Origin of the sequence: Bacillus sp. Au-Bac7, from assembly GCF_021341655.1 — a bacterium.
In the GTDB taxonomy this organism is placed as follows: Bacteria; Bacillota; Bacilli; order Bacillales; family Cytobacillaceae; genus Niallia.
Genome location: NZ_JAJTTG010000006.1, coordinates 115028 through 136311 on the forward strand (window position 1 = coordinate 115028; position 21284 = coordinate 136311).

At 39.7% G+C, this 21284-nt stretch carries 24 protein-coding genes; 18 read left to right on the forward strand and 6 right to left on the reverse strand.

Annotated features, from left to right (window positions below; translation table 11 throughout):
• Positions 1-109: 109 nt before the first annotated feature.
• The 4 genes from LXM54_RS18545 to LXM54_RS18560 are packed head-to-tail and all read left to right on the forward strand — an operon-like array spanning position 110 to position 2912.
• Entirely contained in the window at positions 110-478 is a 369-nt protein-coding gene (locus LXM54_RS18545) for a hypothetical protein (RefSeq protein ID WP_233316733.1), read from the forward strand.
• Between the two features lie 52 nt (positions 479-530).
• Positions 531-1163 (forward strand): GTP pyrophosphokinase, encoded by a 633-nt coding sequence (locus tag LXM54_RS18550; protein ID WP_245399842.1) that lies wholly within the window; start codon positions 531-533, stop codon positions 1161-1163.
• A 32-nt stretch (positions 1164-1195) separates the two neighbouring features.
• Positions 1196-1990 carry an NAD kinase gene (locus tag LXM54_RS18555; RefSeq protein ID WP_233316735.1) on the forward strand — a complete coding sequence of 265 codons (795 nt, stop codon included), beginning with the start codon at positions 1196-1198 and terminating at the stop codon, positions 1988-1990.
• Positions 1968-2912 (forward strand): RluA family pseudouridine synthase, encoded by a 945-nt coding sequence (locus tag LXM54_RS18560; RefSeq protein WP_442780507.1) that lies wholly within the window; start codon positions 1968-1970, stop codon positions 2910-2912. Before LXM54_RS18555 ends, LXM54_RS18560 begins: the two co-directional genes overlap by 23 nt.
• 335 nt (positions 2913-3247) lie before the next feature.
• Here LXM54_RS18560 and prpE read toward each other — a convergent pair whose 3' ends face one another.
• A complete protein-coding gene (prpE, locus tag LXM54_RS18565; RefSeq protein ID WP_233316737.1) occupies positions 3248-3985 on the reverse strand; it encodes a bis(5'-nucleosyl)-tetraphosphatase PrpE in 738 nt (245 codons plus the stop codon).
• A gap of 247 nt (positions 3986-4232) precedes the next feature.
• On the opposite strand from prpE, the gene mgtE reads away from it, so the two are divergent.
• The 4 genes from mgtE (at position 4233) to LXM54_RS18585 (ending at position 9102) form a co-directional block, all read left to right on the forward strand.
• Positions 4233-5594, forward strand: a complete 1362-nt coding sequence (gene mgtE / locus LXM54_RS18570) for a magnesium transporter (protein WP_396953797.1) — start codon at positions 4233-4235, stop codon at positions 5592-5594.
• A gap of 43 nt (positions 5595-5637) precedes the next feature.
• Positions 5638-7488, forward strand: a complete 1851-nt coding sequence (locus LXM54_RS18575; protein ID WP_233316739.1) for a monovalent cation:proton antiporter family protein — start codon at positions 5638-5640, stop codon at positions 7486-7488.
• 118 nt (positions 7489-7606) lie between these two features.
• On the forward strand, positions 7607-8380 hold the full coding sequence (fabI, locus tag LXM54_RS18580; RefSeq protein ID WP_233316740.1) for an enoyl-ACP reductase FabI: 774 nt from the start codon (positions 7607-7609) through the stop codon (positions 8378-8380).
• Positions 8381-8580: 200 nt separating this feature from the next.
• Entirely contained in the window at positions 8581-9102 is a 522-nt protein-coding gene (locus LXM54_RS18585; RefSeq protein WP_233316741.1) for a CotO family spore coat protein, read from the forward strand.
• A 285-nt stretch (positions 9103-9387) separates the two neighbouring features.
• Here LXM54_RS18585 and LXM54_RS18590 read toward each other — a convergent pair whose 3' ends face one another.
• Complete coding sequence (locus LXM54_RS18590; RefSeq protein ID WP_233316742.1) at positions 9388-9885, reverse strand: CotY/CotZ family spore coat protein; 498 nt, start codon at positions 9883-9885, stop codon at positions 9388-9390.
• Between the two features lie 211 nt (positions 9886-10096).
• Here LXM54_RS18590 and LXM54_RS18595 point away from each other — a divergent pair, with 211 nt between their 5' ends.
• The 7 genes from LXM54_RS18595 to LXM54_RS18625 all read left to right on the forward strand — a co-directional run bounded on the left by LXM54_RS18595 (position 10097) and on the right by LXM54_RS18625 (position 13822).
• Positions 10097-10450, forward strand: coding sequence for a DUF1360 domain-containing protein (locus LXM54_RS18595; protein WP_233316743.1), 354 nt, complete (start codon positions 10097-10099; stop codon positions 10448-10450).
• A 378-nt stretch (positions 10451-10828) separates the two neighbouring features.
• Positions 10829-11305 carry a sporulation protein gene (locus tag LXM54_RS18600; RefSeq protein WP_233316744.1) on the forward strand — a complete coding sequence of 159 codons (477 nt, stop codon included), beginning with the start codon at positions 10829-10831 and terminating at the stop codon, positions 11303-11305.
• A 13-nt stretch (positions 11306-11318) separates the two neighbouring features.
• The gene (gene spoVAC / locus LXM54_RS18605) at positions 11319-11792 is read left to right on the forward strand and encodes a stage V sporulation protein AC (protein ID WP_233316745.1); all 474 of its coding nucleotides are present in this window, start codon (positions 11319-11321) and stop codon (positions 11790-11792) included.
• On the forward strand, positions 11793-12806 hold the full coding sequence (spoVAD, locus tag LXM54_RS18610; RefSeq protein ID WP_233316746.1) for a stage V sporulation protein AD: 1014 nt from the start codon (positions 11793-11795) through the stop codon (positions 12804-12806).
• Between the two features lie 17 nt (positions 12807-12823).
• Positions 12824-13180, forward strand: a complete 357-nt coding sequence (spoVAE, locus tag LXM54_RS18615) for a stage V sporulation protein AE (protein WP_233316747.1) — start codon at positions 12824-12826, stop codon at positions 13178-13180.
• 126 nt (positions 13181-13306) lie between these two features.
• Entirely contained in the window at positions 13307-13432 is a 126-nt protein-coding gene (locus tag LXM54_RS18620) for a YjcZ family sporulation protein (RefSeq protein WP_233316748.1), read from the forward strand.
• Between the two features lie 135 nt (positions 13433-13567).
• The gene (locus LXM54_RS18625) at positions 13568-13822 is read left to right on the forward strand and encodes a stage VI sporulation protein F (protein ID WP_233316749.1); all 255 of its coding nucleotides are present in this window, start codon (positions 13568-13570) and stop codon (positions 13820-13822) included.
• Positions 13823-13857: 35 nt separating this feature from the next.
• Here the strand turns inward: LXM54_RS18625 and LXM54_RS18630 are convergent, their stop codons facing one another.
• Positions 13858-16164 (reverse strand): UvrD-helicase domain-containing protein, encoded by a 2307-nt coding sequence (locus tag LXM54_RS18630; protein ID WP_233316750.1) that lies wholly within the window; start codon positions 16162-16164, stop codon positions 13858-13860.
• A 146-nt stretch (positions 16165-16310) separates the two neighbouring features.
• Between LXM54_RS18630 and LXM54_RS18635 the strand changes: the two genes are divergently transcribed.
• On the forward strand, positions 16311-16559 hold the full coding sequence (locus LXM54_RS18635) for a hypothetical protein (RefSeq protein WP_233316751.1): 249 nt from the start codon (positions 16311-16313) through the stop codon (positions 16557-16559).
• On the opposite strand, the gene LXM54_RS18640 is transcribed toward LXM54_RS18635, so the two are convergent.
• The 3 genes from LXM54_RS18640 to LXM54_RS18650 form a co-directional block, all read right to left on the reverse strand.
• Entirely contained in the window at positions 16560-17234 is a 675-nt protein-coding gene (locus LXM54_RS18640; RefSeq protein ID WP_233316752.1) for a DUF421 domain-containing protein, read from the reverse strand.
• A 101-nt stretch (positions 17235-17335) separates the two neighbouring features.
• Positions 17336-17848 carry a 2'-5' RNA ligase family protein gene (locus LXM54_RS18645; RefSeq protein WP_233316753.1) on the reverse strand — a complete coding sequence of 171 codons (513 nt, stop codon included), beginning with the start codon at positions 17846-17848 and terminating at the stop codon, positions 17336-17338.
• A gap of 164 nt (positions 17849-18012) precedes the next feature.
• Entirely contained in the window at positions 18013-18738 is a 726-nt protein-coding gene (locus LXM54_RS18650; RefSeq protein WP_233316754.1) for an alpha/beta hydrolase, read from the reverse strand.
• 202 nt (positions 18739-18940) lie between these two features.
• Between LXM54_RS18650 and LXM54_RS18655 the strand changes: the two genes are divergently transcribed.
• Complete coding sequence (locus tag LXM54_RS18655; protein ID WP_233316755.1) at positions 18941-20785, forward strand: anaerobic ribonucleoside triphosphate reductase; 1845 nt, start codon at positions 18941-18943, stop codon at positions 20783-20785.
• The gene (gene nrdG, locus LXM54_RS18660; protein WP_233316756.1) at positions 20782-21264 is read left to right on the forward strand and encodes an anaerobic ribonucleoside-triphosphate reductase activating protein; all 483 of its coding nucleotides are present in this window, start codon (positions 20782-20784) and stop codon (positions 21262-21264) included. The genes LXM54_RS18655 and nrdG overlap by 4 nt, the downstream gene beginning before the upstream one ends.
• Positions 21265-21284 lie beyond the last annotated feature (20 nt).

The window sequence follows — 21284 nt, forward strand, 5'->3', positions numbered from 1 at the left end:
CTTAAGGCAAGGTTCTAATAGATATTATCTCTTTGTTTGTTTCTGACTGCAATGTTTAGGATAAATTTATCCAATGTGGTAAAATAGTGCATAGTTGGAGGGTGAAAAAATGAAAGAAAAACTACAAGTGCTAAACGCAGAAATGACTGAATCTAATTTAATCTTGAAAGTGGAAGAAAGCTATCCGGTTAACGAGCTTTCTGCAAAGGGGCAGATCTTAGTTGATTCTGACGCTTTCGCCTTTATATATTTAGCTGAAAAAGGGGATCAGTACGTATATATTGTACTCGGCAAAGATATTTGGCCGAGCTTAAAGAAAGGCTTAGAGGCCGAATTACCGGTGTATTTGTCAAACGGACAGAATAACCTTGAATTGGCTGAATGGAAAGAGGAAATGGAATACTTAATTGATAATATTGAAGGCAACGGCAATTATGGAGAAGAGATGGAGGCTAGTGTAACAGCCGTTTTTTCATAATATAAACCGACGTACATAATAGAAGAAACCTATTTAAAATGGGGTGTTATATATGCAGTGGGAGCAATTTTTAGCCCCTTATAAACAAGCGGTTGATGAACTGAAAGTTAAGTTAAAGGGCATGAGGAGACAGTTTGAGCATGAAGAGGAGCATTCTCCGATTGAATTTGTCACAGGAAGAGTAAAGCCGATTGCAAGCATTCTTGATAAGGCCAATGAAAAGGGTATACCTTTAGACAAATTAGGAACAGAAATGCAGGATATTGCCGGCTTGCGTATGATGTGTCCGTTTGTTGACGATATTATAAGAGTAGTAGAATTATTAAGGGCTCGCAATGATTTTGAAATTGTGGAGGAAAGAGACTATATTCTCCACCGAAAAGAGAGCGGCTACCGTTCCTATCATGTCGTTATTAGCTATCCGGTGCAAACAATCAACGGAGAGAAAAAACTCCTGATGGAAATACAGATTAGGACGCTTGCCATGAACTTTTGGGCAACGATTGAACATTCGCTTAACTATAAATATAAAGGGCAATTCCCGAAGGACATCCAAATGAGACTTCAAGGAGCTGCCGAAGCTGCATTCCGCCTGGATAAGGAAATGTCGCTGATCCGAGGGGAGATTCAGGAAGCACAAGCCTTTTTCAATCGAAAAAAGGAGCAGAAAGACAGGAAAAAATGATGGAAATCATTTCAAAGAGGAGCTAATCGAAAATGAAATTTGCCGTAACCTCAAAAGGTGATTCAAAGTCGGATAATTTAGTACAGCGGTTAAAGCAATATTTATTGGATTTTGAGCTGGAGTATGAGGAGGAAGAGCCAGATATCGTCATTTCAGTCGGCGGTGACGGCACGCTTTTATATGCATTCCACCGCTACAGCAGCCGCTTGGATAAAACCGCATTTGTCGGTGTTCACACAGGCCATCTCGGCTTTTATGCAGACTGGACGCCTGATGAAATTGAAAAGCTTGTTATTGCTATTGCTAAAACACCATACAGTGTAGTCGAATATCCATTGCTTGAAGTGACTGTTCAGTATCAGGATGAAGATAAGGAAACACGATATCTTGCCTTGAATGAATCTACTGTAAAAAGCATTGACGGCACATTTGTTATGGATGTAGAAATCAGAGGAGAGCATTTTGAACGGTTTAGAGGAGATGGACTATGTGTATCTACTCCTTCCGGCAGCACGGCGTACAATAAGGCTTTAGGGGGAGCGCTGCTGCACCCGTCTATCAGAGCCATTCAATTGGCTGAAATGGCTTCTATTAATAACCGTGTTTTCCGGACAGTCGGCTCACCGCTCATCATTCCTGAGCATCATACTTGTGTGCTGAGACCTGTCAATGAGCCTGATTTTCGTATCTCCATCGATCATTTGACATTATTGCATAAAAAGGTTAAATCGATTCATTATCGAGTTGCCGAAGAAAAAATACGGTTTGCGAGATATCGGTCATTCCCTTTCTGGAAAAGGGTTCATGACTCTTTCATCTCAGAATAGAATTAGGAGTGCAAGGCATGTGACATTTAAGCTAGACTGGGTTATGGAAGAAGACGGGAAGATAATGCTGAAGGAGTTTCTGAAAGAAAGGTCCATCTCTAAGTCTGCTCTGACGGATATCAAGTTCAAGGGCGGCAGGATTACTGTCAATGAGGTGGAGCAGAATGTCCGTTATATGGTGAAAAGAGGCGATCGGATTTCAGTATTATTCCCTGTTGAGAAGCCGAGTGAGGGCTTGCTTCCCGAAGAAATACCGCTGAATATTATATATGAAGATGACTATCTTCTTATCGTGGAAAAGCCGAGCGGGATGAACACCATTCCTTCAAGAGAGCACCCTTCCGGCAGCCTTGCGAATGCTGTTTTCGGCTACTATGTGAAAAAAGGCATTGCAGCAACAACACATATTGTCACGAGGCTTGATAGAGATACATCGGGGATGGTCCTTATTGCGAAGCATCGTCATGTTCATCATCTTTTGAGTGAACAACAGAAGGCCCGCTTGGTCAAACGACATTATACAGCGTTAGCAGAAGGGTTGTTCTCCAATAAGAGCGGCACCATCAATTCGCCTATCGGCAGGTGTGGAGACAGCATCATTAAAAGGGAAGTAAGAGAGGACGGGCAGACAGCCATTACTCATTACAACGTGCTAACTCAGCTGTCTGATTTTGCCGCTGTTGAGCTGTCTTTAGAGACTGGCAGAACACATCAGATTCGTGTACATATGTCTTATATAAGCCATCCATTAATTGGAGATGATTTATATGGCGGTTCACGCCATAAGTTAGGAAGGCAGGCGCTGCACTGCTCAAGACTTGCTTTTATCCATCCAATCACACAGCAGGAAATGGAATTTTCCGTCAGCCTTCCTGAGGATATGAAAAGGTTATTTACATTAAATAACCAGGCTGGGACATAAATATGTAAATTCGCATAAAAACCGAACTATTTTTATTATTTATTGATAAAAAGTTTGGTTTTTTATGTTTTCGTTTAAATAAAATAATAAATAATCTTAGTGGAATGGAGCGGAGGACACTCGACTCCTGCGGGAAATAGAGGAAAGGCTATAGACCCCGCAGGCGAAGACGAGGAGGCTCAGCTTCCTCCCCGCGGAAAGCGAGTGGGACGAGAGCGCAATGAAACGAACTAATTTTAAAGCCATATTCTATTTTTATTGTTTCAAAGTTAGATGAAATTTTATTATTCTTGTTTAGATAGGCTTATTTTGTTGTGCCATCCCCTTTATTTATGCTAATCAAATGTCCGGAATTTCTCTGCTATATAAGGCATTGCAGAAGAAACCGATTGAACAGTCATTTCAGGGTAGCTTAGTGCGGATAAATGTCCACCAAAAACAGCTCCTGTATCAATATTATAAGTATTGTTAATGGCACGCACCTCTTTAACAGGAGTATGTCCGTAGACAATCGCTGCTTTTCCTGTATAAGATTTAGCCCAATCCCGTCGGACTGGTGAACCGTCAGGATGGCTTTCTCCCGTAATATCACCATAAAGAACGAATGTTTTTACCTTCTCAGAATGCTTGCCAATATAATCTTCCTTAATCCCTGCATGGGCAATAACTAACTTTCCACCATCAAGTACATGGTATAAAGGAGAATGATCATACAGCTTCATGAACTTGTTTTTGATAATTTCCCTGTCCTTTTTTTTCAAGCTCTCCAATTCTTCTACTGTTGTTTCCAATCCATGCTTAATTTGCACCTTTCTTCCTAAAAAATAACGGTAAAGCTTGTTGCAGTGATTTCCTGGCACATAATATCCAAGTTTTTTTTCAATAAGTGTGCAAACAACCTCTATCACACGCAGAGAGTTAGGACCTCTGTCTGTTAAATCCCCGACAAAGGCAAGCAATCTGTTCTCTTGATGAACGGGATAGCCTAAATCCCATGTATAGCCAAGCTTTTCTGTTAATGCTTGCAGTTCTTCATAACAGCCGTGTATATCACCGATAATATCCAGTTTCATATTTGTCCTCCCAATTCAATCCTTCGTACCAATTATCTTTTGTAGGGAAACAAAATATTATAAGGTCACAATCTAAAGTTTTACATGTAAAAGAATGGGGAATATATATTAGCTGTCTCCTGTTTCCTTTAGGTTGTTTGTAAAGGTATCATAATTTTTTTATTGGAAATTAGTGAGATGGACGACAAACTCTAAGAGATTTGTTAGTATAGAGAGAAACTTTTGAAAGGAGTATGTTTTGAAAGAGATAACGAGCAGCTATGAAGAAAAACTAGAAGAAATCCTCCATTCTTTACAAAATGAAAACTTACAAACATTCAGAGAAGCATTTTTAGAGCTGCATCCATATGATCAAGCTTCATTTTTTAAGGAATTGGAGAAAGTAGAACAAGAGAGTGTATTTCATTTTTTATCACCTGAGGAGATTGCAGAGTTATTTGAGCATCTCGATATGGAAGACCATGATTACCAGGAGCTGTTTGCAAGACTGCTGCCTTCCTATGTGGCTGACATATTCACACATATGTCAGCAGATGATGCAGCAGATATCCTCATCGCTTTGGAAAAGCAGCAAGCACTTAGTTATATCGCCCTTATGCCGCTTGAAGAGGCAAGCAATGTCAAGGCACTAATGGATTATGAGGAGGAAACTGCAGGGAGCATCATGACACTTGAATATGTCAGCCTGTATTCTCATATGACAGTTCATGCTGCAATGGCCTTGCTTAAAGCGGAAGCACCTAATGCGGAGACAATTTACTATATTTATGTGGTGGATGAACAGAAGCATCTTGTCGGAGTAGTATCCTTAAGGAATTTAATCGTAAGTGATGACAGTACAGTGATTGCTGACATTATGAATGACAGTATCTACTCTGTTTCTGTCACTCAAACCCGTGAGGAAGCAGCAAGGAAGATGCGGGATTATGACTTTCTTGCATTGCCTGTCATTGATTTTCAAGGGAGGCTGCTCGGCATCATCACGATTGATGACATTGTCGATGTATTGGAGGAAGAAGCAACTGATGATTATTCAAAGCTTGCGGCTGTTTCTAATATGGACTATGTTGATCAACATCCCGTTTCTGCTGCAAAAAAACGATTGCCGTGGCTGATTATCCTGTTGTTCTTAGGAATGTTTACGGCAAGCTTAATCGGCAGGTTTGAGGAGACGTTAAACAAGGTTTCTATCCTTGCTGTTTTCATTCCCTTGATTGCAGGGATGGCAGGAAACACGGGGACACAGGCACTCGCAGTTGCAGTGCGGGGCATTGCGACAGGAAACCTGGAGAAGGAAAGCAAGTTCAAGCTGATCATGCGCGAAGCGGGAACAGGACTAATAACAGGTGGAGTCTGTGGAATACTTGTAACATTGGTCGTTTATATTTGGAAAGGCAATATTTTTTTAGGGCTTTTAGTTGGTGCATCTATTTTAGGAACACTAATTGTAGCGACAATTGCAGGTTCTATAATCCCTCTATTGATGAATAAATTAAAAATTGATCCTGCCGTTGCATCTGGACCATTTATTACAACTTTAAATGATATTATCAGTATCCTCATTTATTTTGGAATGGCAACGATGTTTATGGGATTGTTGACCAGTTAAGTTATTTTAGAAAGAAAAAAGCAGTTATCAAGGAGGAAATAAAATGGAACACGGCGCTTCTGTAATGTCCTTAATGATTGTAATCATTGTGGCATTATTGACACCGATTATTTTGCACCGCCTAAAGCTAAATGTTATTCCTGTCGTGGTTGCAGAAATTATCATGGGGCTTATTATTGGAAAAAGCGGTTTTAATCTTGTCGAGCAGGATACTTGGCTGGAGACTTTATCAACATTAGGCTTTATTTTTCTAATGTTCTTAAGCGGGCTGGAGATAGATTTTAAATCTTTTTCCAGCAATAAAAAAAGAGAGACACTGCCGAATGGGAGGCTTGAACCGAAGCCGTTCTCAACATCTGTCATCATCTTTGCCGCTATTTTTGCGTTATCGGTTATTTTGAGTTATCTATTTGTCCTTGCAGGCTTTGTAGATAGTATTTTCTTAATGACTATCATCATTTCTACTATTTCACTTGGTGTGGTTGTGCCAACATTAAAAGAAGCAAATATCATGAAAACGGCAATAGGGCAAATCATCCTGCTTATAGCAGTCATTGCTGATTTAGCGACAATGATATTGCTGGCAGTTTTTGCTTCGATTCATGAAAGCGGCGGTAACACTTGGCTGTTACTAATCCTATTTGCAGCAGGGGTGTTATTATATTTTGCAGGCAGACGCTTCAAAAACAAAAACACTTCAGATTCGATGTCAAGAGGAACAGTGCAAATCGGAACAAGGGCAGTGTTCGCATTAATTATTTTCTTAGTAGCGCTGTCTGAAACTGTCGGTGCAGAAAATATTCTTGGTGCTTTCTTAGCAGGGGTGCTTGTGTCGCTCTTGTCCCCGAATGAAGAGCTTGTGCATCAATTAGATTCCTTTGGCTATGGCTTTTTAATTCCGATATTTTTTGTAATGATTGGTGTTGACATGGATTTATGGTCACTATTTACAGATCCTATGCTTCTTTTATTTATACCGCTCTTATTGCTTGCTTTGCTAGCAAGCAAGATGCTGCCTATTTACTATTTGAAAAAATGGTATGATAACAGGACAATAGTAGCATCAGGGTTTTTATTAACATCGACATTGTCTCTAGTAATTGCAGCTGCAGCGATTGGGGAAAGAATGAATATAATAACCTCGCAGATGAGCGGGATATTTATTCTTGTAGCAATTATTTCCTGTATTATCACACCGATTGTTTTCAAAAAACTTTTCCCAAAGGAAACAGCAGGAGAAAGGGCAGTAAATATTTCAATCATCGGTGTGAATCAGATTACTATGCAGCTATACCAAGAGTTAAAATCCCCTTACTATAAGGTGGAATTCTATCATAAAAAACAAGAAAAACATGATCTGCAAATTGCAGATTCTCTGTTTGAAATCACAGAGCTGGACAATTATACCGAGGAAGTTATCAAGGCTACAAACATTTCGGCAGCGGACATTGTAGTAGTTTCTACTGGCGATAGCAGTGAGAATGAAAGAATGAGTCTTTTATTAAAGCAGGCAGGGATTGATAGGGTTATTTGCAGAATGGAAGATCTCGATAAAGAGGCCTCTTTGCAAAAGGAAGGAATTGAAGTGTTTTCATCCTTTACATCAACTAAAGCACTGCTAAAAGCGATGATTCAATCTCCGAGCATCCTTGCTTTGTTAGGGAATAATGAAACATCTTTACATGAAATTACAATTAGGAACAAGGGGTTTGAGGGAATGACATTAAGAAAGTTCCCGTTCACTGGAGATGTTATTTTTGTACGAATCTTCCGTGGAAGAGATTCCGTTATTCCCCATGGAGACACCGAGCTGCAGCTACATGACCATTTAATTGTAACAGGTTCTGAAGAATATGTCAGGGAGCTGAAAAGAAACCTAGAACGTGAGTACTAAGTGGCAACGGAAAAATAAGCCAAATGACTACGGTAACAGCACTTTTCTTTTTGAAGATAGTATAGTAAAATTAGTACTAGGTACTAATAACTTGTAATATAATTTAGGAGGATAAATTATGAGCTTTTCATTAAAGGGCAAAACCTATGTTGTAATGGGTGTTGCGAACAAAAGAAGCATTGCATGGGGGATTGCTACATCTCTTCATAAAGCAGGTGCCCGTCTAGTATTCACATATGCTGGAGAAAGACTGGAGAAAAGTGTTCGTGATCTTGTAGCAACACTTGAAGCAAGTGACAGCATCGTTTTGCCATGTGATGTTACGAATGACCAGGATATCGCACAGTGCTTCCAAACGATCAAAAACGAAGTTGGAACTATTCATGGAATTGCTCATTGCATCGCTTTTGCAAACAAGGAAGAATTGCAAGGGGATTACATGAATACAACAAGAGAAGGCTTCTTGCTTGCGCATAATATCAGCTCTTATTCTTTGACTGCTGTAGCGAAGGAAGCTAAAGGTTTGATGACAGAAGGCGGAAGCATTGTTACATTAACATATCTTGGTGGAGAACGTGCTATTAGAAACTATAATGTTATGGGTGTTGCAAAAGCTTCACTTGATGCAAGTGTCCGTTATTTAGCATCTGATTTAGGCAAGGACGGCATCCGTGTTAACTCTATTTCAGCAGGTCCGATTCGCACACTTTCTGCAAAAGGTATCAGTGACTTTAACTCAATCTTGAAAGAGATTGAAGAACGCTCACCGCTAAGAAGAACAACAACACCTGATGAAGTGGGAGATACGGCTGTATTCTTGTTCAGTGATATGGCAAGAGGAATTACAGGCGAAAACATCCACGTAGATTCAGGCTTCCATATTATTTCATAAGCAATAAATAAGCGCTGACCTAAAATGGGTCAGCGTTTTTTGTTTTGCAGAATAGAGCAGCACCATGATGAATATCTTTTTTAAAGAAATACCTGACACAAACTCCTTGATTAACATTAAAGCATGCCCCAGCATAGATTAAGATGAAGTAGGCAAAAAAACCTGCTGTATATTATGTATTAGGAGGTGACTTTAACTTTATGAGGAAAAAAACAGCAAGAAAAGCTTCACCTCTCTTGTTTCAGCATACTCCTTTTCCTGCTGAAAACATGCAAAGCACATTCTCTGCTCGTAAAGCGCAAACACGTAAGCGAAGAGAGGAAATAGAAAACGCAGCATTGCAGGCTGCTAAAACTAAAACAGAAAAACAAACCGATAAAGAGCATATCGGTATGATTGAGTCTCCAGGGGCTGTTCGGGATAAAATACATGACTACAATGTAGAGCAGGCGGAACAACAAGAAAGCCAAGAACGGAAACCTGCATTCCGCAGGCTGAAAAGCTTTAGGGAGATGGGGATAGAGGAAAGGCTGACATATCTTTTTAACTTTCCGAAACAGCTTCCTCCTGTTGCATGTATCCTGACGGTTGAAGAAAACCAGCAAATAAGAGGATTTATAACTGGCAAAGATGACAAGAAAGTGTCAGTAAAGTTGATGGATGGCGAGGAAATCTCCCTTTTTACGAAGAAAATTACAGATGTTAGAATGGTCGGTATTTAAGCATCGGCTCAGGAAAAAAACGCACTGTTAAAAGTGCGTTTTTTTTGCACATATGTAGCTTTCTTTAGTCTAGGGAATTAAAGAAAAGGGAGCCAGCACCTATTACCAGAAATAATAGGGAATAGGCAACAAGAGCAATTTGCGTAGAATGATTTGCTTTGTGGAAAATCTTTATCAACACTCTCACCTCCGAAGTAAGATAAGATGAAGTTTCCTATATTGCAAAAAAAAATAAACAACCAGCCATATAAAATGACTGGTTGTAGGGTGTAAATTACGCTTATATTAATCACAGATGTCTAAATCAACGTCAGCAATGCATTGTACGGCACAGAAGCATTTCAAGTCAACTGTAATGCAGTCGCTTGTGCGACGGAATCCATCCACTTCACAGACTTTGCCAAGGTCAATGCCTTTTGGTCCTGTGATATCAAGTGTTTCTCTGCCAGAGTGAGTGTTAGTAATTGGTGCAAGCACTCTCAATACTGCACAGCAGTTGTCAAACACATCTTCTACGCGGAAGAAGATAGACACACATGCACAGTCATCTCCTCTGAAGAAAGCATGGAAAGGTGATCCGTCAGCTGTTTTTAGAACAAATACACGAGTATCTGCTTTACTGCGTTTTGTTGGGGAAACAAGTGAACCTAGTGGCTCAGAAAAGCAGTTTGTTTCACATTCGCAGTTGTCTTCTGCACTATCTTGAATATCTTTAATGGCGCGAACCACTTCGCAAACACAGCTAGAAGTACCGAAAACATCATCTTTTTTTCCACAACCCATAATTGATTTCCTCCTTGTTTGTTTCTTTCTTTGTGATACTACACTACTAACATATTGCCAAAGACCGTTATGGGTTACGGACAAACGCCTTTTTTCTTGAAATTTAGGCATATGCCCAAATTTCCAAGTGTGTTTAGATGTCTGTCATGAAAATAGGCACTGAAAGACTGCTTTCTTCATATTAGTGTGTGTATAGAGGAGGGTAATAAAAGTGAATATAGAGTGGATAGAACTGCTGCTGTTAGTGTTAGCCACATTTCGCCTGACTAGATTATTAGTGTTTGACCGCATAACGGAATTCCTTCGCATGTTAGTGCTTGATGAAAAGCTTGAAAAAAATGAAAATGGTGAAGATGAGATATATTATGTTCCAAAGGACGGTTTGGTTAGAGGCTTTTTAGGGGAATTGATTAGCTGTTATTGGTGTACTGGAGTTTGGTCAACTGGCTTTCTTGTCCTATTGTATTTTTTCCTTCCAAGCATTTGCACACCAGTTGTACTGATACTTGCCATTGCAGGGGCTGCTTCTATAATCGAGGCTATCGTGCAGAAATTGACGGAATAACATTGAAATTCATTTTCTATATTTAGGCTAGTTGTTTACACATAGACAAAAAGAGCCTCATACAATATGGTAGACATATTCTAATGTCATTCTAAAAAAAACGGGAGTGCTTGTAATGATGAAAAAACTGACAAAAAAAGAAGAAGCACCTGCTGCTATTTCCCGGAAAAAAAAGGTGAAAAAGAAAGGCTGCGGCTGTGGGAAAAAAGTTAAAACAAATGGCTAAAAGCCAAGAAAGAAGAGCGGATCTGCCGTTCTTTTTTTTGTCTTTACAAAAATTGGGGCTGTATGCTTCCTTTTTTTTTTCATAAAAAACAGTAAAAACGAAAAAAATAAACAAAGGAAAAACATACATCTTTTACATAGGAAGGGACAAATATGACACATCAAAAACGTTTTTTTGTATTTTTTATTTTCATGTGCTTTCTTCTGGCCGGTTGTGAAGAATCATCTCCTTCCAGCCGGACCGCTTTATTCAAAAGGGTTGATCCTGCTCCATTAACAGTTACCAAAAATCCAGATCAGCTTGAACAAATATTAGTGCGTCAAGTAAAAGATGAAGCAAGTTCGGTTAAATCCATCTATGACGTAGCGGTGATTAAAGGCCAAAAGGAAATTCTGGTTGCTTATAAAGTAAAGCATATGTCCAGGTTTAGAATGAAGGGCATTGAGAGTGACTTGAACAAAATCTTAAGTGATAAGTTTCCCGACCATACATTCACTGTATCAAGTGACTATAAGATATTTCTAGAAGCGATAAGGCTTGGGGATAAGATGAAGAATGCCGATTACAGTGAAAAAAATGCGGATAAGCGGCTTAAGCAAATAATCAATCTCACCAATGAACTAACATAAGGAGAAGGTATTAATGGCGAAGAAAAAGAAAACACCACAGCAAAAACAGTATGAACAATTAGAGAAAAAATACGAAACGAAAAGACCAGTAGTAAAGAACTGCATAAAGGCTTTTTTTGTCGGAGGCTTTATTTGCATGCTCGGACAGCTGTTGTCTTTTATGTATATTTATTTTTTCCACTTTACAGAGCAAACTTCCGGAAACCCTACAAGTGCCACAATCATATTCCTGTCTATGCTGCTCACCGGATTTGGCATTTATGACCGGCTTGGCCAGTTTGCCGGAGCTGGAAGTGCAGTGCCGGTTTCAGGGTTCGGGAACAGCATTATTTCTGCGGCAATAGAGCATCGGACCGAAGGCTTTGTATTAGGTGTAGGAGGAAATATCTTCAAATTAGCAGGCTCCGTTATTTTATTTGGTGTCTTTGCTGCCTTTGTTGTTGCTTTAATTAAAACGCTTATTCTAATGGCCAGGGGGGTTATGTAATTGCTTAAAGGAAAACAGTCATGGCTTTTTGACAATCATCCTGTCATACAGTCTACAGGTGTAGCAGGCGGTCCATTTGAAGGGAACGGAAACTTAGCGAAGGATTTTGATATTTTGCATGAAGACTTATGGATGGGCAAGACATCTTATGAGCAAGCGCATAGAGTGCTTTTGGAGGAAGCAACAGAGACTGCTTTAAAAAAAAGCGGACTGTCTGCAGAGGATGCCCAATTTTTTATTGCAGGCGACCTTATCAATCAAATCACACCAACCAGCTTTGCTGCCCGTGACCTGAAAGTGCCTTATTTCGGCTTATTTGGCGCTTGTTCTACCTCGATGGAGGGGCTGGCAATGTCTTCTTTTATAATCAACTACAAAGGTGCTAAGAATATCCTTACAGGTGCTTCGAGCCATAACGCAGCTGTTGAAAAGCAGTTCCGCTATCCAACAGAATATGGCGGTCAAAAGCCGCCGACAGCACAATGGACTGTCACAGGCGCAGGCGTTGCTTTGTTAACAGAAAATGACGGAACGCATGAAAATTGCCCGTACACGACGTCAGCAACAATAGGAAGAGTAATGGATATGGGTTTAATTGATCCATTTAATATGGGCGGGGCAATGGCTCCAGCTGCTGCTGATACTATTTGTGCCCATTTCAATGACTTAGGTGTTGATGCATCTCATTATGATTTAATTGTTACTGGTGATTTGGGTAAAATTGGCAGAGATTCTGTACTCGCACTTCTTGAGGAAAAAGGAATTCATATTGATAAAAATAAATTTAATGACTGCGGTTTACTTATCTATAAAGCTGATCAGCCAGTCCAATCAGGCGCTAGCGGTCCTGGATGTTCTGCGACTGTATTATACGGTCACTTGTTGAACGAAATGAAAAGAGGTGTTTATAAGCGGATACTTGTCGTGGCGACAGGTGCATTGTTATCTCCGCTTACGGTTCAGCAGGGAGAATCTATTCCATGTATTGCTCATGCAGTATCAATCGAAATATAGAAGGGAGGAAATTGAGTATGCTGCCAATGTTTTTTTGGGCATTTGTAATAGGTGGCTTGATTTGTGTAATTGGCCAGCTAATGTTTGATGTGGCCAAGCGTACACCAGCACATACTTTAACGACTTTAGTTGTGGCAGGTGCTATATTAGATGGACTAGGTCTGTATGAGCCGTTTGCCGACTTTGCCGGTGCTGGTGCAACTATTCCTATTACGAGCTTCGGTAACGCACTGGTTCATGGTGCTATGCAAGAAGCAGAGACACATGGGTTAATTGGGGTACTCACAGGAATGTTTGAGGTTACCAGCTCAGGAATTTCAGCCGCAATCGTCTTCGGTTTTATTGGCGCTTTAATTTTTAAACCAAAGGGTTAAGAATTCTTCCGTTTCATCCGCTAATAGTCAATCGTACAAATTCACATAGCTTAGGAGCTTGCCTATACACAATACCTCAATTTCCATATGCTATTAAAGAATAAAGGAGAAGTGAGGTGAAGGTGTATGTGTTTCGGCGGATATGGATATGGAGGCGGCGGCTATAGCGGCGGCGGTTATGGTTCTTCATTTGCTTTGATCGTTGTACTTTTCATTCTATTGATTATTGTTGGAGCTAGCTTCTACGCTTAATAATTAGTAAATGAACGAAAGGATAGGCTTTCCATGGGAAAGCCTATCCTTTTTAATTTTTTTAACTGAAAATTTTCACCTTTTACTTTTACCTACATACTATGTAAAGTAGCTCAAGAAGGAGGAAATACAGGTATGAATAACAACTTCTTTAAGAATATAGAATCAAAAACAGGTGTGAATATGAAAGACATTTTTGACCTGGCTAATTCATTACAAAATGCAAACTTCAAAGATGAAAACACAGTAAGAGGGGTCATTCGCCGAGTATCCCAAATCGCTGGCAAACCTGTTCCTAAAGAAACAGAGGACAAAATTGTTCAATCCATTGTTAAGGATGGGAAACAGCTTGATTTCAACACACTATCCAAGATGATTAATAAAAAGTGATTTGGCGGGTAACCTCTTGTCTAAAGGTTACCCTTTTATTCTTTATTCTTGTGTATTGGTGCCAGTCTTAAAGCAGATAAGAACCGGGAAGCTTTTGCTTTTCTTCCCCTCAAGTGCATCGGAATGGATACATACAGCTCTGCCATTGATCTTGTCATCGCAACATATAATAGTCGCCTTTCTTCTTCCATAGGCAGATTGTCGCCATTTCGGAAGGCTTCCAATGCATAATCGTGAGGAAGGGAACCGTCAACACCGCCTAGAATATAGACGATTTTATATTCTAGTCCTTTGGCACGATGAATGGTTGTCAGGCTGATTGCATTTTTTGTATCTTTATATTGTTTTTTCAGTTCTGCGTTCATGGCAATCATATGGTCTGTATAGGCAACAAATTCAGCAATGGTGCCAAACTTTTTAGCGACAACTTTAAGATCTCGAAGATCGTCAGAGCCTTTATCCCATTGATTTCCTTCATTTCCCCGTTTTTTAATGAACTCTTGGAAGCCGAGTTCTTTTTCAATAAAGGCAATGGCCTCTAAAGGGGGAGTTGATTTTAGTTTTTTCAGAGCGTCTGGAATTTTTTTTAGTCTCGATTCCTGAAAGGCAAATCCGGTTTTAATTTTTGCGAATCCGTCAGCCAGGCTGCAATCTTCCAAAATACTTAATGCTTTTAAGTCTTGAAGCACACTTTTCTTGAGAAATAATGTCGGCAGCAAACTGTTAACAGCATGCTGATCATCTGGGTCAACAGCAAGCTTTAAGTAAGCAATCATGCTTTTGACGATAAAGCGGCTGTAAAAGGAACCAGAATCCTGCTCGAGTCTAAATGGAAGACTTGAGGAAGACAGTCTTTCAAACATTGCCCTGCTGTTTGTATTAGTTCTAAACAGAATGGCGAAGTCCGTCGGTTCTGCCCCTTTTTGAATTTTTTCTAATATGTCTGTGACTATCATTGTTGCTTCTTCCTCTTCATCATAAGGATAGAAGAGGAGGGGATTTTGTCCAGTATAGGTCGCAGCCATTTTTTTGGGACGTCTGTTTTTGTTTGCTTTTATAATATCATTTGCTGATGATACAATTTCATTAGTAGAGCGGTAATTATTCTTCAGATAAATAATTTTGGCGTTTTTAAAGTCCTTTTCATAATCCAGCAGGTATTTCGGGTCACTGCCTCGAAATGCATAAATAGCCTGATCATCATCTCCAACTGCATAAATACTTTTCGCTCGTTGGGACATCAATTTTATCCATTCATACTGGACTTTATTAATGTCTTGAAATTCGTCTAGCAGGAAATAGGAAAATCTGTTTTGGTATGTTTCAAGTATTTTAGGATTTTCAAGGAAAAAGTAATATCCGCCGACAAGCATATCGTCAAAATCATATTGGCCTTTGTTATGCTTTGTCTCTTCATATTTTTTGTAAAGTGGCAATACCTTCTCTTCCCAATCAGAAGCAGGCTTAATTTCATTTGGAAATTGCAAAGAATTCTTCCATGCTCCAATCAATTGAAGGGCAGCATCATATGGGAATTCTTTCATATCAATTCCTAATTCTGTGCCAATTTCTTTTAGGATTAATTCTTTCTGCCAGTTGCTGCTCAGCAAATTGGTCCTTTTCCATTTATTTGGTTCGTGAAAAAGGAGTATTTGATACAGGATACTGTGGAAGGTCCCTGAAACAATCCGGCTGATTACCGTTTTGGTCATGTCAGGATACTTCATAAGCCGTTCTTTCATTTCTAATGCAGCTTTGCTCGTAAATGTTACTAGCATGATGGAGGCAGGATCAATTTTCTTCTCATGGATGAGATAGGCAGTTCTCGCCGTCAGAACTCGTGTTTTTCCGCTTCCGGCACCTGCAACAACCAATACTGCTTCCTCATCTGTTGTGACGGCATTGCATTGGGATTCATCAAGCTTGACGCCACTAAGGGAAAGAGCATGAAGATAACTGTCTGGCGCGTTATAATCAGGTCTGCCCACCTTAGCAGCAGTATCTGTAACAGTTTGGATGATTTTAGGCTGTTTAAAGCTAATTTCTTCAATCGGTGTTGAAATGCTTCGAGATTTAGGAAAACGAAATCCGTTTCTTTCTTCATATTCAACAGCAGCAGCTGCTTCACTGACAGCTGGAGTAATATTTTGCTGGCAAGGCTCTGAAGTGGAAGCATGGTAAAAATGCGGTTTTGCTTTAATACCCAAATAAAGCTTTACAGCCTCACCGCAGACTGAGCAAGCAAGAAGGCCTTTTTTTCCAGCTTCATGCCAAGTCTGCCAGTCGCTTCTCGTATCAGCATATAAATGTATCAATCTATCATAATAGTAGGCTGTTTCCATAGTTAAACCTCATTTTCATACAATACTTCTTTTTTTAACGTACTTATTATCATAGCAAAATAAAAGAGTATATAAAAGGGAAGAAGGAAGTTTAACAAAACCATTAATTGGGTATGGATAAAAAAATCAAGTAGGAGGCAATTCGTATGGGTTATATTCTTCCAGTAAATAACTATCAATATGAACAGTATGTTAGACAGGATATCGCGCAAAAAATTAGACCTGTTAAGAGCCAAAAGGTTTTTGCACCTGCTGTTATTTCCAATACATATGAGAGATTTGACCAGCCCTATTCTGCACATAATAAAGAGGCTTCCAAAAGGAGAATGGAAGATGCGGAGAAGCTCATTGCCGAACTGACAGGAAAAGGTCGGCAATTCAACAAGCTTGTCTAATTAATAGCTTTGAACATATAAAGGAGCATCTTCCTGCCATTCGGCATACAACACTGTTTTAGGAGAATGAATTCCTATTTGAGCTAATTCTGCGTTTAGCTTTTTTTCATCCCAGCCGACAGTAGTCAAATTTTCCTCGATGATTTCTCCATCTAGTATGAGACTTAAAGGCAGAGTGCTGTCTTGGACATTCAGCTGCATTTCTGTCCGGGAGGGACTTGTATATGCCTGTTTTTTAATCGTGTTAACCGTTCCATCTGTTTCTAAAATAGCATAATGGCATTCTTGGATGGAGAAAATATCCTTGGAACGGAGAAGATGCTGAAGCTGGTTCAAATCGAGATGGTTTTTCTTCAGTTCATCATAATCTATCTTTCCTTTTTGGATGATGATAGATGGCTTTCCTTCAAGTAAGCTGCGTGAGCGCCGGAACTTTTGTGTCAAAAATTCTGTCAGGAAGATTAAAAAACCCCAAATAATGACAGCATATAATATTTCCTTTATGCCTGTATTGTCATCATACATTGCGTTTCCGACTAATTCCCCAATAACTAGCACACAAACAAAATCGAACGTTGTTACTTGGGTTATAACGGTTTTACCGAGTATTTTAGTAAAGAGAAGAAGTGCAATAAATCCAAAAACAAGCTCTGAACCAATATGCAGGAAATCCATAAGTTTATCATCCTTTCTCCTCCGTTATTCTAGGCAAGAACAATAGAAAATAAACAAAGGGGAATGTCAGCTGACATTCCCCTAAAAATTTGTAAGTTCTCTTATTCATTATTACCGAGACGGAAAGTCTCAAATACAGTCCAAGAGCCGTTTTCCAACTCATACAAGAGATGAAAGCGGTCCGTACTTTCCTCATGGCTGAAACTGCGCATTCTTAAGCTGCTGTATAGATCGAGATGCTCATCGTTAGACAGCTGCTGCCCAAGTGTTACGTGAGGAATGAAAGGATGCTCCTCGGGCACACCGATTGTGTTAATGATTTCCGTATGTAGATCCTCTAAATCGGAATTTTGTTCGATCTTTAAATAAATAACATTATTAACAGGCTGAAATGTGCTTATTTTCAAAACTTTAATCGCAATGGAATGGTAATGGCTCGCCACCTTTTGCAACTTGGCACTGATTGTCTTAATTTCATCATTGTCTGCGTTGAATTCGCCTACTAGCGTGATGTGAGGCGGTACTAAAGCGTATTTCGGATCATAGCGTTTACGGTAAGAATTAGCTAAATCTTGCAGCTCTTTTCCTGGAAAAATAGCGATGCCATATTTCATGGTTGAAACCCCCATTTCTTCTCTTCAATAATGTATATTCCTTAAGACAGGTATTCATTGCCTTACAAGCAGTTTTGCAGTATCTGTAAGATATTATAACAAATTTATAAATTGATGTTCAAAAATATCTGTTTTTTCATTATTTTCATATATAAAAAATTGTTTTAACTGCTATACATATGTAACAGAATAGTCCTCAAATAAGGCTGCCAATATTTCCATGTATGATTTCCTTCGTATTCTTCGTAATGATAATCGGCATTAGATTCGTGCAGCAGTGTAGCCAAGTTCCGGTTTGGTTCAAGGAAGTCCTCGATTGTGTTGCTGGACGTTTTAACTGCTGTTTCCTCGCTTCCTATTATATGGAATATTTCGAGAAGATGAAAGGTCTGAAAGGCGTTTACTTCAGATAACACTTCCTCGTTAACATATGGAGACTGAAGCATCACTTTGCCGAATGTATGTGGATATTTCAAGGCTGCTCTAAGCGAAACGGTTGCTCCAAGGGAATCACCGATAAGTCCTCTGCCGAGCCCCATTTGGTATGTCGGAAATTCACTATCCAAAAACGGGACAAGCTCATGTGCGAGAAAGCGGATATAGCTTTGTGATTTTTCGCCATCTGGGTGATATTTTGACCTTCTGTCTGCAACATCCGCATATGGAATACCAACGATTATTGTTCCTTCTATGTCGTTATTCAACTGCAGTTCATCTGCAGTTCTGCCAATCCTGCCAAGCTGGAAATAATCTTTCCCATCTTGGGCAATCAAAAGCTGGTATTTATATAAATCAGAATAGTTTGGTGGTAAATAGACGAGCAGCTGAATTTCTTCATTCAAAGCATTGCTGTAAAACATGATTTCTTTAATTGTCCCTTGAGTAGACATAATTTGCTCCTCCATTTTTTATTATTATTTACGTTTAGTTTAGCATAAAATCCCTTTTCCTTGCAGATTCTCCGTTTATTTTCATAAACTGCTAATTCACTATATATTGTGTACATTCGGTGAACAAACCTACTATATGTTGATGTTTTTAGAGACGGTTATTTATAATGAGGAAGAATTGAGTGTAGAGGGAGAGAAGGAAATGGGTACATATGAAAAATTAATGAATGAATTTGCTGATATAACAACAGGGGAGCGCATAGACCTTATCCAAGAAAATGCCAACATGGACGGTGTTTCTCCGATGAGCCATATGATGCATTTTGCTTCTGCTTCAACAAAGCATTTTACAATCGAACAACTTTTGTCAGAAGAAGCGAAAAATGCGTATTTAAGCGGTTATATCCATATTCATGATTTAGACTTTTATGCGTCAGGAACGGCTACATGCTGCCAAATCCCAGTCGGCAAGATTTTAAAAGAAGGCTTTAATACGGGCCATGGATATATGAGAGAACCGAAGAGCATTATGAGCGCCATGGCGCTGACATCAATAATCCTGCAGGCAAACCAAAACCAGCAGCACGGGGGACAAGCAGTGCCTTTGTTTGATTATGACTTGGCTCCATATATCAAGAAATCCTATATGCGCCATAAAAACCGACTTGAAGGGCTTTTTTCAAGTGTCAAGCAAAGGGATGAAATTGCCTGGAAATGGACAGAGGAAGAAACCTATCAGGCATGTGAAGCGTTTGTGCATAATTGTAATAGCATGCATTCAAGAGGAGGGGGGCAGACACCGTTTGTCTCTGTTAATCTCGGTACCGACATATCAGTGGAAGGAAGATTGCTTACAAAAAGCTTGCTGCTTGCTGTAAAGGCAGGATTAGGGAAAGGGGAGACGCCAATTTTTCCAATTATCGTCTTTAAAGTAAAGGAAGGTATCAATTACAGCAAGGAAGATATAAACTATGATCTTTTTCAGCTTGCAATCGAGACAACAAGCAAAAGATTGTTTCCGAATTTTCTTTTTCTGGACGCACCGTTTAACAAAGAACATTATGACGGCACACCAGAGTCAGAAGCAGCAACAATGGGCTGCAGAACGAGAGTGATGGGAAATATTCATGGGTCAGCCAGCTGTATTGGAAGGGGAAATCTGTCTTTCACAAGCCTTAACCTGCCCCTTATCGCACTGGAATCCAACACTGTTGAGGATTTTTTTACACGCTTGGACAGTTATATACATATTGCCATTGAGCAATTGTATGATCGTTACGAGTATCAAGGGAATAAAAAGGCAGCAAACTTCAAATTTTTGTTCACTCAAGGAGTTTGGAAAGGAGGGGAGGCGCTTAGCCCTGAAGATAATCTTGAAGAAATCTGGAAACAGGGCACGCTGTCTCTTGGGTTTGTAGGCCTTGCTGAAGCTCTGGTTGCCTTAACAGGCTATCATCACGGAGAATCGGAAGAGGCTTATAAGCTTGGGTTGAAAATTGTTGCTCATATGAGAAAAAGAACAGATGAAGCAACGAAAGCTAAGCAAATGAACTATTCTCTTATCGCCACTCCAGCTGAATCGTTTGCAGGCAAAGCGCAAAGAGAAGTCAGAAAAAAATACGGAATCATAAAGAGGATTACCGACCGGCCTTATTTTACAAATAGCTTTCATATCCCCGTTCATTACAAAATTATGGCAATTGATAAAATTGAAAAGGAAGCGCCATTCCACCCATTGACGAACGGAGGCCACATCACTTATTTAGAATTGGATGGGGATGCAAGCAAAAACCTTATAGCAATGGAGCAGATTGTCCGGGCAATGAAGGAGGCCGGCATTGGATATGGAAGCATTAATCATCCTGTCGATCGGTGTCTTGCTTGCGGGTATAAAGGGGTTATAAATAACAGCTGCCCTAGCTGCAATATTGCGGGAGAGGAGAATTTTGAGCGTATCCGGAGAATTACAGGCTATCTCGTCGGGTCACTAGATAAATGGAACTCAGCTAAACGGTCGGAAGAGAAGGACAGAGTGAAGCATAGATGAGAGTGCTAAATATTATACAAGACAGCATTGTAGACGGCCCGGGACTGAGAAGCACTGTTTTTTTTGCCGGCTGTCCTCATCGATGCAAGGGGTGCCATAACCCGAACAGCTGGAACAGAAGAGGCGGTACAGAGATGGAAGCTGCTGATATTTTTAATATATTGATGGCCAATCCCTTTAATGATGTCACCTTCAGCGGCGGGGAGCCTTTTTATCAGAATCATCACGAGCTCCTCACACTTGCATCAGAACTGAAAAGGAATGGAAAAAATATTTGGTGTTATACTGGATATAAATGGGAACAATTAATTAGCTGCGCAAGCAGCAAAGCCGTTTGCGAATATTTAGATGTTATTGTAGATGGCCCGTTTATTATGGAGAAGAGAGATTTAAATCTGCAGTTTATGGGAAGCAGCAACCAGAGACTGATTGCTGTTTCCCGCAGCTTGGCAGCGCAAGAACCCATTCTTTTTGAATGATAAAAAAAGCATGTGCTTTT